We start from the raw sequence: 14,545 nt of genomic DNA on the forward strand, positions 1-14,545 counted from the left end.
CAGCCCTACTCTGTTTTCCTTCACGTCTGTCAGTTTTTCAGAACTACGACAGACTCGAATTTCCGAAATCTGATCATGTACCAGGGAATCGCTTACGAAATTCACCGCCTTACTCCGTTTCGACGGGCTCAGTATTTTCCCGAGGCCGCCTCCCGTAAAAGAGCTTTATCCAGTACCGACTCTGCCAGCAGCTTTTCGAGCGGGGAATTTTCCTTCTCCAGTTCTTTCAGGCATTTCAACTGATCCATATGCAAACCACCAGATTGTCGACGCCACTTGTAGTACGTTCGTGGTGGATTCCAAGCTTTTTAGACATCGGGGAAACCTCATCCCCTGGACAAGATGGACATCAGCTTTCCTGAATATTGAAATGATCTGTGCGGAAGAAAGACGCTTGGTAGGCATGTTTACCTCCTCCTCAATTGGTCCGGAATCCTGGTTTATATACCAAGTTCTGGTTCCGGGTAAGGCGGGGAAGGTCACCATATTGAACCAGGAGTTCCGTTTCCCGTGACCTCTTCGTTAGTGAATTCGATCTGTCGTGGGACTGAGTTCCGGAGGATTCTGAAACGCCGTCTGGGAATTCAGATTTTTTTGTCGAATATGTTGAGAAGCCTGCTCGTCTGTCAGAGCCTGAGCAGGTTCTCTTTTCGAATCAACTGCAGAAAATAATTCATACCAGGCTTTGTTAAGTGAGCGAGTCATATTACCGCTGAAATGGCTTCCTTGCCTTGAATGTGATAATTGAGCAGACTCGGCCCCAGTACGCTGACCATTATCACTGACTCCGTTCATCTCCGATTTTATCTGATCTCGCTGACCACTTCTGACGTACAGCAATCCATTGAGCAACGACTCCTGCTTTCGCCTGCCCAACAGATATTTATATATTAATCCTGTAGCGTGATTCATCTGAGCTTGAAGAGTCCCACATGGCGAACAGCAAGCAGATGATCTCTCTTGTATTAAACCGCAATACATTTCTACGGCAGATCATTTAATTTGAAATTTCCTGCTGATAAGAATGAGTTCATCAGGGATGCAGCTTGCTTCAGTGCGAATCATTTCATGATTCAACAATTTCTTCTCTTCCCCTTAGAAAGTCACTCATACCTCCGCCGCGGGAACCTGGATGGTAGAAACTCCATGTAAAGAAGAGGATAAACACTTGGGGATAATCGGCTTAAATTCTCATAGAACAAGGCAGATTACTCTCTAACGAAACGGTATACTGGTGGAATTGTGTATGCCAAATACTGAAGGGGCCATTTTTTCTATTCCAATTTCAAATCAGAAATCAAACATGGATAAAAACGAAGAGACTCCGGTTTCAAACTGGCTGGCTACCCTGGGTAAAGATCAGAAAGATGTTGTCCAGAGAATCTGGGATGAGTTCTATGAAAAATTGATTCGCTATGCGGAGACACGTGTCAAAACTTTTCCGACCTCCACGCTAGATGCCGAAGATATCGTGCTTTCTGTTTTCGAAAGTGTATGGGCTGCTTCACAACAGGGGCGTTTCGACTCAGTACAGAATCGAGACGAATTATGGTGGTTATTAATTGCCATGACCCACAGAAAGGCGGTGACTCATATCCGTCGAGAAACGGCCCAGAAACGAACCTCTCTACACGGTAAGTTGCCAGTTTCGATGAATTCAATCGAAAATTTTCAAGCGTTTGTGTCAACAGACCGTTCTCCGGAATACTTCGTGATCATGGAGGAAGAATATCAGCGTGCATTAAAAAAACTTTCTGATGATAATTTGAAAAAAATTGCGGTTTATAAGATACAGGGTTACACTCATGAAGAAATCTGTGAATTATTGGATATTTCCCCTGCAACAGTTACTCGAAAAGTACGACTGATAAGAAAAGTATGGAGTCATGAATAATTTCCCATATGATCCATCAGATGATGATCTTATAGCAGTCGCCATTACTATAGACCGTATCTGTGACAGTTTTGAGTCATCCTGGAAACAGGGCCGCCCCCCCGAGATTGAGAGCTACCTCAACGAAACCGCCGGGAAAACTCAGTCGATCATCTTTGCCGAATTAATCAGGTTAGACATTCATTATCGAAGTCTAAACGGTAACCTGATCTCTCTGGATGAATACCAGTCTCGGTTTCCCCAGTACAGTGAGATCCTGCAGGATTTTTCCTCGCAGTTGGCCGACTCACATCAGCAGATACGCAGAATCGGCAGGTATCGTCTGGAGAAAATAGTTGGCAGAGGTGCCTTTGGCGTGGTCTGGAAGGCCTGGGATGAAGAGCTACAGCGAATCGTAGCTGTCAAAATTCCGCGAAACCTTTCACTCTCAGAAGTTGAAAGAAACCGATTTTTCCGGGAAGCCCGCTCTGCGGCCCGACTTTCTCATCCGGGAATCGTTTCTATATATGACTTTGAAGAGATCGACGGGGCTCCCATCCTGGTCACTGAATTTATACAGGGATCGACCTTACGCGACTGGACTCGTCACCATGAAGTCGATTTTATCAAAGCAACCACCATCTGTCGTGATATTGCCAGAGCACTACACGCGGCTCATCAGGAAGCAGTGGTTCATCGAGATCTAAAACCGAATAATGTGCTAGTAGCTGATGACGGGCAAATTCGAATCACTGATTTTGGGCTCGCCAAACGCACCGATGTGGAGTCGACCATCGCGGTCCCTGGTGCCATCATGGGTACCTTCTCTTATATGAGCCCGGAGCAGGCTGATGGCAAAGCATCCTCGGCCGATGGTCGGTGCGATATTTATGCACTCGGTGTCATTCTATATGAATTCCTGGCAAATCGGGTTCCCTTTAAGGGAAGCTCGAGCCAGGAGATGATATCCCAGATTCTGCATACCGAACCGGTCCCCCCCCGTAAATGGAATGCAAGCGTCCCACGGGACCTGGAGACCATTTGCCTGAAAGCAATGAGTAAAGTCGTCAGTGATCGTTACTCTACAGCAGGTGAACTCGCAGCGGATCTGCAGCGATTCATTGAAGGCAAACCGATCACGGCACGCCGACTTTCACCGCAGGAAAAATTATGGCGCTGGGTTAAACGGAATCGATTATTAAGCGCCGCCTGTACTACGATCGGCCTGCTCCTCATGAGTGGCATGACTGCCATGATGGTGATGCATGATGACGGGAAATGGCAGGTGAATGTCCAAACTGATCCTCCGGATGCACGTATCCTGGTCTACCCTCGCGATCCGATCAGCGGGGAACCTGATACAAGCATCAAGTATGAAGCAGATGGTACCACCCCGAATACTCTGCGTCTGGCTCCTGGAGAATACTATGTGGTAGCGATCCTGGAAGGGACGCCGCGGTTTCACCACGTGTTTCGCAAGGTCCCTCCCCGCGGGGCCGAAACCCCCATCGGGAGTACCAAAAACCGGTTCTGGCAAAAGTCAGACCCTAATACGATCGATTGGCCTGAAATTATTATTCCAACACAATCCGTGCTGGATGAGATGGTATTGATTAAAGGAACCGAGAATGGCGTTCCAGATCTGTATGTCTCAACGAGAGAATTCACAAATCGGGACTACTTAATAATTCGCCCGAATACATCCTCTTCGAAGCCAGCCAGGCAATCACCTCTGGACCAGCCTTATTACCCCAAGGGACAGGATTTAGCCATTCATTTTGCTGAAGAAGCAGGTGGTCGATTGATGACCGACAAGGAGTTCGAACATATTGTTCAATCTCGCCCCGCGTATCCTGACCTGCAGAATTTTCTTCAGAAGGGAGCTGAATGGACCGCTTCACGGGCGACGCCGGAACAGATTAAATCATCCGATGTGGCACTAGAGTTGAATCCAGAATTTCGTACTTCCAATTTTATCGGTCTTACTGTCTTCCGAGGAGATATTTCTCACCAGGTTGGCAGCAACTTAAATGCGAAGCCAACCGCTTCATTTTCAGTTAAAGCAGCAGTTCGCTATGGTCGAAGTTCTGAGATTGGTTTTCGCCTTGTCCGTCTGGCTATCTCTATCCCTTCCAAAAAACAACCCCCGAAATAAGATCGCTCAGGAACCATACCTTGGGGGCTGTTTATAATAAGATATTATCTCAAGTCACTATTTAGATTTTATCTGATTCTGGAAGTCTGAATTTCTATCTTCAGGCTTGCCTTAATCTTTAAATCGGATCAGGAATTGGGAACCAGCATAATTGATAAAAGCGTATTCACGGCATTTACCTTCAGTACCATCAGCCAAGTAATAGTCAGCTCTTTTCTTGGTATAAGAATAGGGAAGCATTACTGGAATCTTGTCCGATTTTTCATACACTTCAAATCCATACCAGAAATAGTACGCATCAGATTGTTCGGTTGGATTTTCAAATTTCGAGGCACATACGAAAAATACCTTTGCATACTTTACACCCGTCATAGGTTTTCCAAACTGCAAAATACGTGTTTCTATAATATCGTAATGTAGCTTAGTTTCAGGGGGATAAAGATCAAACCTTGCTGTCGGACTAGCTGGCAAAGAATGCATATAGTGAGCGATGGGGGGTTCCGTAGAGCTATTTTTCTGGACTTTCTTATTTAGTACTAATGCTGTCGCGCATGAGCCACAACCACCTGATCCATCACATAATTCTTGTGGATAGGTTTCAGTTTCGTTGTAATCATCATACTCAATTACTGAGACAGCAGTAGCAGTATTACAGTCTGAATCATACTCATACTTATAGGCCATCCACATCCAGAGATCTCCACCAATGGGCGCGAGGCGAACCTGATTACAGACACAGGTGGTCAGCTTTGGCTCCTTCTCCTTCTCCTGGGCAATACTATTCTTCTCCTGGGCAATGCTCATCTTAGCATTACCTGCCAGGCAAAAGAACAACAGACAGGTTCCCATAAAAATAGTGAGTTTAAAACGGTTCATCATAGTTGGCCCTTTTCGTTTTGAATCATGCGAAACACAGGATTCTTTGTTCGGATAAATGAGTACTCTTCAAAGACAATTCCGGTTTCAGTTTTTGATTTCTGATTCACTCCTTAACTGGTTAAAATTCTCCGAGCACTTTCCCGTCGTTACGGGTACATAGAAGCTTTAAAGTCTCCAGATTCATATTTTCGCTCAGAAAACGTACTGAGCCGTCAGTGAGCAGACATTGCGTCCCTCCACCGTGAGCAGAAATCAAGGGGTTGTTAGGCCCCCCGTCAGTATGAATCCCTGGCAATCCCCCATCCTTCGTGCCGATGGGGTAGCGAACTGTTGTCAGATTAAATACAGGGAAGGCTGGCGTGAAACCACCGGGCCCCAGCAACAGCGGAGGCGTCCCGACATTCACAGTCCCAGCGGCCCAGCCACTGGGATTACCCGCATCCACGCGGATATGCACTCCAGATTTTAAAACAGTACTGGAAATTTCCCCCACCACAATTGAATTAGATGTACCATCTGTGATATCTCGAATCGCGACAGTTCGATTCGGAACGAGCACGCCTGTGGCTGAAACTCTGCCATCCAGGTAAGGCAAGCAACACATGGAATTTGATGAAGCGGGAAAGAGATCGTCTGAAAATGAAATCTTACTCCCTGAAACAGTGCCGGTATTTGTCGCGCCAGAGATGCCGGCATAATGCGGCATCGTCATATTGATACTCGGCAATAGAACACCGTTGACCCTCTCATCCAGTGGGCTGGACGGGCACAGCATGACCGTCATATTGACATCCGCTGTGAGAGCCGGATTCAGGGGGTTGAATCCACAGCTGGCGATATCATGGTTGTACAGATTATAAAGTGCTCCATATTCCAGATAAGGGAGCAAGCCAACCCACCAGCTGGAACCGAATCCCAAATTCTGATTTCTGACGCCCAGTGGAAAATTCTGAAAGGCGCTATGATAGTTCTGAAGTGCCAGACCAACTTGTCTGAGATTATTTTTGCATTGGGCACGCCTGGCTGCCTCGCGTGCCTGCTGAATCGCCGGAATTAGCAAGGCAATTAATATTGCGATTATAAAGATTGCTACAAGCAGTTCGATTAGTGAAAATCCACGTCTTTGATCAGGTGTGCTTATCATAACCAGTGCCCTTATAGTTGTACGCTTATCCACTCCAGGAATATTATGTGGTGTTTAGATTCGAATAACAAGGACTTCCCTGAAGATTTAACTGTGAGAGCACTACCTCTGATTCTTGGTTACAGCAGGTTTAATTCTGAAAATCCAATCTCGACTCGGGAACGATACTTCCACCAATTGAATACCGCAAAATAAATCGATTTCAGATCAACTCAGAGCGATTATTATCTATTTTTCTTTCAGACCTTTTTTTATGACATGTAATTGGTCCGCATGACGGTTCTGTTCTTAGAAGCCTATCTTCAAATCTGTCACTAAATTATTTCTCAAAATAAAGCCGTTATCCCAGGTAGATTAACTGTTTAGGTAAATCCTGTTTGTGCCTTTCATGTCCTGCAGTACGAGACTGCTTTATCACATCAGCATTCTGCTGGTGGTGTGCTACGAGACCCAGAAAATCTAACTGTTGAATAAGGGAGCTGATTTCATAATTGAGTACAGCTGCAGTCATCAGCACCATTAAGGGGGGGATGGCTTTACTCAAGCGAAATTCGATGTTGCCAGTCTTCAGGGATTCCCGCAGGTTTGATACACGTGAAACAGGGGAAAGCTGTCGCTTAACATTTTTTTCTTCAAACTATGATTTTCTATTTCATAATCACTAAATAGAAAGTAATTTTGATGGCTACGATTGAACCCAGACACATAATTTACGGTATTAACAAAGAAGCCTCTCCCCGAATGATCGAGATCCGATCATTTGATGGATCGAACAATAATGAGACGAACCCGAACTGGGGCATGTCCGGTGAGCCGTTGAGGCGCAATCGAACGAAACCGAATTACAAAGATGGGATTGGACAACTACGCGACGCCCCTAATCCTCGTAAAATCAGCAATGCGGTTTGTACGCCACAGTTTCCTCTCCCGGAACCGCATCCTGTCTTATCAAGCTTTATGTGGGCCTGGGGACAATTTCTGGATCACGAAATTGATCTGTCACTTGAGTCTGAGAGGCCAGAAACCGGCAGCAGGAATAACGATCCGGAAGAAGCAAATATCAAAGTCCCTGCCGATGATTCCGTGCTACCTAATTCAATGATTCCCTTTCGTCGCTCTCGTATCGCCGAGGGAACCGGAGTGAAAGGGATGCCACGTCAGCAGGTCAATGTTTTGTCTGCTTATATTGATGCCAGTAATGTTTTTGGATCAAGTCTGGAACGTGCGATCGCCCTGCGTGCTCTCGACGGGACCGGTCGGCTCAAAATGACGAAAGGGAAATTCGGAGATCTACTGCCGTTTAATACTCCGCACATCGTAAACGCCAGGGGTCCCCTGCGCATCAAGGAATCGCCTGATAAATTCTTCATGGCAGGCGATGTTCGCGCGAATGAACATAATATTTTAACTTGTCTACATACGCTTTTTCTCCGTGAACATAATCGGATTTGTGATGAACTCGCCCGTGATCGTAGTGCTCAGCTTGCACATGAAATCATGGTTCTTGGCCGGGACGAAGCGATTTACCAGCGTGCTCGTCGCTATGTCACCGCGCTGGAACAAGTGATTACATTTGAAGAGTTTCTCCCCGCAGTTCTTGGCCCAAAGGCGATTCCTGCATATCGGGGCTATGACGATACGCTTGACGCTTCGATTGCAAATGAATTTTCGACAGCCGCCTATCGGCTCGGTCATGATATGCTGCACTCGAAACTCTTGATTGCCTGCCCGTGCGGAGGAAATGAGCAGACTATTCGCCTGGACCAGGTTTTCTGGAAACCGGAACAAATCGTAAAGCGGGGAATAGATGGCTTTCTGGCAGGTCTGGCCCAAACCAGAATGGAACAAATTAACGCACAGACGATTGAAGATGTCCGTTCCAATCTGTTCCGCGTACTGAATGATCCTGATCACTCCGGCATGCTGATGGATCTGGCTGCAATCAATATTCAACGTGGACGCGATCATGGGTTGCCCACTTATAACCAGTGCCGAGTAGACTACGGGCTGAAGAAAATTCGAAACATGAAAGAACTGGCTAATATTGTCAAAGACGAAAGTCGATTCAATCGTCTCAAACAGGCATATGGCACTAATATCAACGACATCGATCTGTGGATCGGCGGGCTTTGTGAGTCTCCTGTAAAAGGTTCCATTGTGGGGCCATTGTTTTCAGAAATCATCAAGGAGCAGTTTCTGCGGCTTCGAAATGGGGATCGATTCTGGTATGAGAACCAGAAAGTCAGCGGCTTCACAACGAATGAAATCAAGAAATTGAAAGCCACGCGCCTGGCCGACGTGATCAAGAGAAACACTTTTATCACCAGGATCCAGGAAGATGTGTTTCGGGTCTCCTGATTCCCTGAGGCAGTTCGATCGTTGCGTCATCAGAGAATTACTCGCTGATCATGAACCTGCGATCCAGATCGTCACCCACACCGCAATCTCCAGGTATCAGTTTTATGGTATTCATCTTTTTCTGAATTGAATTAATACCGGATAATCGTTTATGGCAAATGGTCGAATAAACGATTTTTATAGCGACGTACCAACGGGAAACCCTGTGATTCATCAGCGGTCAGAGAATCCCCTCTTTCCGCATTCATCGCTTCATGAATCTGGTCCCACGCGAAGTGTTGGAAGAGTGATTTGCACGTCACGCAAATGTCCGACTGGCTATGCGTCTTGGCTGGCGACAGTCTAATAGTACCCGATGCAACTTTGCTCTGAGTTTCATCGCGATCGTAAGATCTGGGAAGTCATGACTTCGAGCACGATTGTTTGCAGTCCGTACTGTTTGGCTTTCACACGTTCGAGTATGTCTTCGATTTCGAACTGGTCGGACCGTTCCATCTGTCGTCCGGTTGAGTAGGTGAGCAGTTTTTCGATCAGACAGAGGGTGAACTGATCAAGTCGGTTTTCAAGCAGCACATGCTTAAAGCTGGCAAAATCAGTGAATGATTCTCCAGAAGGAAGTTTGCCTGTCGGATCGATGTTGGGACCGACTCCTTTTCCTTTAAGTTTGGGGTACTTGTCTCGCCATCGACCGATGGGGTCAAATGATTCAAGTGCGTGACCGTGTGGATCGATGTTTCGATGACAGACGTAACACGTTTGGTCCGTGCTGTGTTTTGCCAGTCTCTCACGAATTGTCTTAGCTCCACTGACATCAGCCTCAATAGCAGGCACTTCGTCAGGCGGAGGCGGTGGTGGAGTTCCCAGCAGATTTTCGAGAACCCAGACACCACGCGTTACCGGAGAAGTATCAACGCCATTAGCGCTGACCGTCAGCACGCCAGCCATGCCTAACAAACCTCCTCGCTGTTTGGTCTTTGTGAGCTTGACCCGCTGAAACCCATCATCCAATCGTAGCGTGTCTTTCTCTGGTAACCGATAAAGATCAGCCAGTTTCTTGTCTATAAAAGTGTAGTCAGCGTCCAGAAACTTCGCCACAGATCCGTTCTCGTCAAGCAGGGAGCGGAAAAATAATCGTGCCTCCTGTTTCATCGATTCAGGCAAGTTCTGAGCGTAGTATTCCCACGCAGCTTTACGTGGTGGAGGCAGATCACCGATTGTTCGAAGATTGAGCCAGCTGTCAAGAAAGCCATTGACGAATTCATTAGAACGTGGATCTTTAAGCAGGCGTCGAACCTGCTTATTTAATTCATCCTTTTCCTTCAAGCGACCAGAAGCGGCCGCGGCAAACAATTCTTTATCAGGCGGTGCGGCCCATAGAGCATAGGAAAGGCGGGAGGCAAGATCATACGGGTGCAACTCGCGTTCATCCTCTGGAGTGATCTCGCTGAGGTACAAAAACGAGGGAGAGCAAAGTATCATCTTCAATGTATCGAGAGCCGCTTGCCGTGGCGTAGCCTGCTCGGACAATCGCTGCTCGTAAAGGGCTTTGATCCGCCGTTGATCGGTTTCATGCAACGGACGCCGATAGGCTTTTTTCGCAAAGACAAAGAGTTGTTCCAGAGCATGATCTTCCTGAAACCCATCTTTCCCGAACACCGCGACTTCTTCTTTGCTGCCGACAGGTTCTGTAATCGGACCATGGATTTTAATTTCGCCGATCTTGATATGTGGCAGTGCCCCCTCGCGAAGGAGAGAAGTACGGCTGACGCCTGCAGTCGGATTTTTAAATTCATCTTTATAGCGTTTGTTGAGTGAGATGACCGAGGCCCGCGACTCATAAGGTCCGTTTGGAAAAATGAACCGAGGTGTCTGTCCCACTTCAAGCCAGACGCGAAAGTTCAACCACTCTGGTTTATCATCCGGAACAACATTGCTTGCCAGGATCGGTTCGATCGCCTGGGGATAATGAATATGTCCTTTCGTCACATCACCGGGAACAACGGCCAATTGAAATGGTTCTGAAAAGTCGATGCGGAATATTTTGGGATCGTAGTGAGTATCACGGTGCATGGCTTGCGCATGTACTTTAATATCATAAAGTCCTGAGACCGGAACACCTGCCAGGAAATCTTCGATGTGTCCATAGCCACCTTGACGCGTATCTGTATTGGGTTGTTCGTAGAGACATAGATATCGATATTTGAAGACACTTCGATGAGGCCCCGACAGTTCTTCATACTGCTTAAAATTATCAGTGAAGTGCCACGATTTGGGTTTCATCGCAGGTTTGCCAAGACGCGCCTCGACCAGTCGGGAGGCTGCCTGAAAATACTGATCCAACAGGAACCCGGAAGTCACCAGCGACTCACCGATATTGTCCATGTGCTGACTGGTCACTTCCTTCGGGAAGTCCGCAGTTAATCCCAGCGTGTCGACACGCCGGCCAAACAGAGTAGCCAGGGTGTTTTCATATTCGCGATTGGAAAGTCGACGCATGATGGTGCGCCCCCCAGTGCTCTCAAATTGGCTTCGAGCTTCCTGGATGCTATCTCGCAAAGCACCGATTAAAATGAGACGCTCTTCATCGGTCGGCTGGTCCGCGTCTTCTGGTGGCATCTTCCGCAGAGTGACCTGATCGATAATTCCATCGGCGGTGATCAGTTGCTGTTCAGATTTGATCGGTAGTGAGAACGATTCAAACTCGCGCTCGCCATCAGCAGTTGCGCGGTCATGACATTGAAGACAGAATTTGCCCAAAAGTCTGGTGACCGCCGGATTGTGTTTGTGCTGCGTCTCTTCCGCAGAGCAAGGCAACAGCACAGAAACACAGATCGTTATTCCGCAAACGGCGCGAAATGCTTTCATCCGGATCATCTCACAGTACTGCGTAGTCATCGTCAGGAATACCTTCCGGTGCTCGTTCCGAATGATTCCTTCTCAATGCCCATTCTCTGAGCAATATCGACAAAGAGATTACACAGCGGAACCTTGCCTGAACCCTTCGAGGGGGCTTTCTTGAATTCGCCAGTACCATACCCACCTCCAGCCAGAATGATTGGTAAGTCAGAGTTGGTGTGCGAGTTCGCATTCCCCATGCCGCTGCCGAACAGTACCGCGGTCGAATCCAGTAGGGTTTGCTCCCCGTCTGGTATGCCATCCAGACGGGTCAGAAATTTCCCAAATTGTTTGAGTTGATATTGCTCAAGAGTGACCAGGTGCCCGACCGACTCTTCATCATTACCGTGATGTGACAGGCCATGATAGGATTTATTAATACCCAGATGTTGTGGCAAAAAGCTGCCGCCAATTTCCAGAGTTGCGATACGCGTTGAATCCGTCTGTAACGCGAGAGCGATCAACTCGTAGAGCATGGGCAGGTCCTCAACGGTGTTCTTATCGGCCGGCTTGTCGAATGGGGGCTTCGGCTTAGGTTGATCAGCCCATACCTGGCGGAGCTTCAGTCGTTTTTCAACATCACGAATGGAACTGAAATACTCATCGAGTTTCGCTTTGTCTTCACTATTCACTCGTTTTGAAAGAGAACGAGCCTCATCGTGAATCGAATCAAGAATCGACTCTTGGAGTGAATTCTCCTTTACTTTCTGTGCCTGAAGTTTTTGTGAATCCGCTATGAACAGTCGGTCGAATAATTCCGCCGGCCCCGTAATCGGAGGAACCCGAACTCCTGACTTCGTCCATGAGAGTTGACAACCACCGTGGATACCGCCTTCAGAGCCGACCGTGAGCGACGGAAATCGTGTCTGATTTCCGACTTCATCAGCGATGAATTGATCAAGGGTGACGTTGCCATCTGTACGGTTCCTGGACTCGTGATGGAGCAATCCCGACAGAAATGTATGCACGGCAAAGTGACCACCGCGAAGTCCATGATCGAGTCCGCGGTACACCGTGAGCTGATTACGATTCGTTGCGAGAGGCTTGAGCAGCGGCGTCTCTTCAAACGCTTTGCCTGCTTTCTCAGGGAAAAAATGCTTCTGTTGAAAACCGAGTAAGTTACCAACGGCGACAAACCTTTGAGCACCTGCCCCCGCCCCGCGAGACTCGGTAATCGTTGAATTACCTGCAAGTGAGCCAGTCATCAGAGATGGCAGACCAGGCAATGCCAGAGATCCGGCAACGGAACGAATAATGAATCGGCGGCGATTGATTGTATTGTTCATGCGAGCAGTCTGTTCAATGACAAAAGGAAACTGAGAGCCCTATTAAAAAGTCTCGACGTTTGAAAATCGCTTCAAAAAGCGGCTATTCGTATTTTCAATACGTCCAGAGATTAATCAAGAGCCGGAATCTGACTATATAATATTACCCGAAACGGGGACTCAACACCATGGATCTTTGCAGCAAGTCACCCAAAAAACACCTGTGATCCGCGCTGTGAATCCGGCACAATTGTCGGCATTAGATTGATCAGGAAAACTTATCTAGACTTGTGGTTGCAGCAATAAGCTCACCAGAGAGAGAAAAACCACCATTCCAGACGCGTACGATCGAATCAAAGATGCGATGTCTGAAAAATTTACTGATCGGTGGGGCTATTTAACAGAATCGGTGTCTCGCCTGGTTTCTATCCTGATAATTTTAGTGACTTTGAGCCTTGATGGCGAAATTAGATTTCCTATATTGTAAAGCCCTCTGCAAAATTGCGTCTCTCTGCGAACAAAAGATCAATATATCCTGAGGATAACCGATGGCAGCGAAGAGTTTTAAACCGGTGAAGATAGGTGTCATTGGCTTGGGTCGGTTTGGGCGATTGCATTCATTGACGTTATCTCGGCTGGCAGAAGCGGAACTGGTGGGGGTGGTGGCGCGTCGGCAGGAGAGCCTTGCGAAAATCAGCAAAGAACTTCCCGATGTGCCAGGGTGGACCAATCTGACTCAGGCCATTGAGGAGTCTGATGCAGAGGCATGGGTTGTCGCCTGTACGACGCAGTCACACGTGACTGTCGCGCGCGAACTCCTCGAGCATGGCAAAGCAGTACTATTGGAAAAGCCGATTGCGGATCATCTGGAAGAAGCGGAAAGCCTTGCCCCACTGGTGCAGCCCGATTCCAGTAACCTGATGATTGGGCACATCGTACTGTTTAACAGTGAGTATCAACAGTTGCGGGAAGTTGCCCGCGAACGTGGCCCGATTTCTTATATTGATTGCGTACGACATCGACCGGCGAGCATCGTTGAGAACTTTCCAGGCGAGAACCCATTACACGCTGCGATGGTACATGACCTGTACGCGACACAGGTGCTACTCGATTGTGCGGAACCGGATCATTTCAGTGCACAATTTCATCGGACTGCTACAGGCGACATTGATTTGGCTCTGGCACAACTCAAGTGGAACGGCGGTCCGGTGGCATCGTTTGCTGCCTCATATTTAACTCCCGCAGGAATGCCGCCACGCGGGTTTGACAGAACTGAAGTGTTTGGTGTGGGTTGGTCTGCTCGCATTGAACCTAACCCACGACCGATCTCTGTCTGGGACAGTGAAGCATCCTGGCCCCTGGCATTGGAAGTGCGTGCCAACCCACCCAGCGGGATGATGGCTGAGGAGTTACGTTGCTTCTGTCGTGTTGTGCGTAAAATGGAAGCAGTGCCCACAGGAGCAACCTACTCAGATGCAATGCAGGTACAACGCTGGATGGAGAAGCTGAATGCATTTGTCTAACCTGCAGAATGGCGATTAATCCTGCTGCTCTCCAGGTTTAACAGTCGAGTCCCCCTTCCGCAGGTCACTCAATATCAATCGTAGGTAACTTCACTGCTGTTTGGTACGACATTCCAGATATTTTCGCGTGCTTTGGCTCCTGGGAATAGTCCATTACCTACGGCACTGAAACGCAGGGTATCAACGCCTCCTGACATGGCAGTTATAAGTTAATAGAGCAACGATTTCAGGATAAAGATAAAATCGCCGTTGGAAATCACAAACTGCGCACGACCAACCGGTCCTGGCTGAGGATACTTATTTTACTGAGTAGCTCATCATATTTATGGCATTCGTTTTTGCCTTAACGAATTAACGCCTGATAATAGACCTTAACGAATAACAGAATCAATCCATTATTAGAGTACCCACCCTACGGAAAGGCTGGCAGCAAATCAGCGTTCAGAGAGCCAA

8 protein-coding genes and 1 pseudogene are annotated in these 14,545 nt (G+C 47.7%); 4 read left to right on the top strand and 5 right to left on the bottom strand.

The window, feature by feature from the left end; all coding sequences use genetic code 11:
* Positions 1-128: 128 nt before the first annotated feature.
* Positions 129-281: pseudogene (locus tag ACN0YH_RS08330) on the bottom strand (IS3 family transposase); the annotation flags it as partial.
* 965 nt (positions 282-1,246) lie between these two features.
* Here ACN0YH_RS08330 and ACN0YH_RS08335 point away from each other — a divergent pair.
* Positions 1,247-1,894: an ECF-type sigma factor gene (locus tag ACN0YH_RS08335; protein ID WP_417379107.1), complete on the top strand. Its 648-nt coding sequence runs from the start codon at positions 1,247-1,249 to the stop codon at positions 1,892-1,894.
* On the top strand, positions 1,887-4,028 hold the full coding sequence (locus tag ACN0YH_RS08340; RefSeq protein ID WP_417379108.1) for a serine/threonine protein kinase: 2,142 nt from the start codon (positions 1,887-1,889) through the stop codon (positions 4,026-4,028). Before ACN0YH_RS08335 ends, ACN0YH_RS08340 begins: the two co-directional genes overlap by 8 nt.
* Positions 4,029-4,139: 111 nt before the next feature.
* On the opposite strand, the gene ACN0YH_RS08345 is transcribed toward ACN0YH_RS08340, so the two are convergent.
* Together ACN0YH_RS08345 and ACN0YH_RS08350 are read right to left on the bottom strand one after the other, a co-directional pair.
* Positions 4,140-4,907, bottom strand: coding sequence for a hypothetical protein (locus ACN0YH_RS08345; protein WP_417379109.1), 768 nt, complete (start codon positions 4,905-4,907; stop codon positions 4,140-4,142).
* Between the two features lie 118 nt (positions 4,908-5,025).
* Complete coding sequence (locus ACN0YH_RS08350; RefSeq protein ID WP_417379110.1) at positions 5,026-6,051, bottom strand: DUF1559 domain-containing protein; 1,026 nt, start codon at positions 6,049-6,051, stop codon at positions 5,026-5,028.
* A gap of 741 nt (positions 6,052-6,792) precedes the next feature.
* Between ACN0YH_RS08350 and ACN0YH_RS08355 the strand changes: the two genes are divergently transcribed.
* Positions 6,793-8,409 (top strand): peroxidase family protein, encoded by a 1,617-nt coding sequence (locus ACN0YH_RS08355; RefSeq protein WP_417379111.1) that lies wholly within the window; start codon positions 6,793-6,795, stop codon positions 8,407-8,409.
* A 375-nt stretch (positions 8,410-8,784) separates the two neighbouring features.
* On the opposite strand, the gene ACN0YH_RS08360 is transcribed toward ACN0YH_RS08355, so the two are convergent.
* Positions 8,785-11,304 carry a DUF1592 domain-containing protein gene (locus ACN0YH_RS08360; RefSeq protein ID WP_417379112.1) on the bottom strand — a complete coding sequence of 840 codons (2,520 nt, stop codon included), beginning with the start codon at positions 11,302-11,304 and terminating at the stop codon, positions 8,785-8,787.
* Positions 11,305-11,306: 2 nt separating this feature from the next.
* A complete protein-coding gene (locus ACN0YH_RS08365; protein ID WP_417379113.1) occupies positions 11,307-12,590 on the bottom strand; it encodes a DUF1552 domain-containing protein in 1,284 nt (427 codons plus the stop codon).
* 527 nt (positions 12,591-13,117) lie between these two features.
* Here ACN0YH_RS08365 and ACN0YH_RS08370 point away from each other — a divergent pair.
* Positions 13,118-14,092, top strand: a complete 975-nt coding sequence (locus ACN0YH_RS08370; RefSeq protein ID WP_417379114.1) for a Gfo/Idh/MocA family protein — start codon at positions 13,118-13,120, stop codon at positions 14,090-14,092.
* Positions 14,093-14,545: the final 453 nt, after the last annotated feature.

The organism is Gimesia sp. (assembly GCF_048262075.1).
In the GTDB taxonomy this organism is placed as follows: domain Bacteria; phylum Planctomycetota; class Planctomycetia; order Planctomycetales; family Planctomycetaceae; genus Gimesia.

Bases quoted from the DNA above. Each gene is read 5' to 3' on its own strand.
- ACN0YH_RS08365 (WP_417379113.1), bottom strand. From the start codon at position 12,590: ATGAACAATACAATCAATCGCCGCCGATTCATTATTCGTTCCGTTGCC.
- ACN0YH_RS08345 (WP_417379109.1), bottom strand. From the start codon at position 4,907: ATGATGAACCGTTTTAAACTCACTATTTTTATGGGAACCTGTCTGTTG.
- ACN0YH_RS08360 (WP_417379112.1), bottom strand. From the start codon at position 11,304: ATGACTACGCAGTACTGTGAGATGATCCGGATGAAAGCATTTCGCGCC.
- ACN0YH_RS08350 (WP_417379110.1), bottom strand. From the start codon at position 6,051: ATGATAAGCACACCTGATCAAAGACGTGGATTTTCACTAATCGAACTG.
- ACN0YH_RS08370 (WP_417379114.1), top strand. From the start codon at position 13,118: ATGGCAGCGAAGAGTTTTAAACCGGTGAAGATAGGTGTCATTGGCTTG.
- ACN0YH_RS08335 (WP_417379107.1), top strand. From the start codon at position 1,247: ATGCCAAATACTGAAGGGGCCATTTTTTCTATTCCAATTTCAAATCAG.
- ACN0YH_RS08355 (WP_417379111.1), top strand. From the start codon at position 6,793: ATGATCGAGATCCGATCATTTGATGGATCGAACAATAATGAGACGAAC.
- ACN0YH_RS08340 (WP_417379108.1), top strand. From the start codon at position 1,887: ATGAATAATTTCCCATATGATCCATCAGATGATGATCTTATAGCAGTC.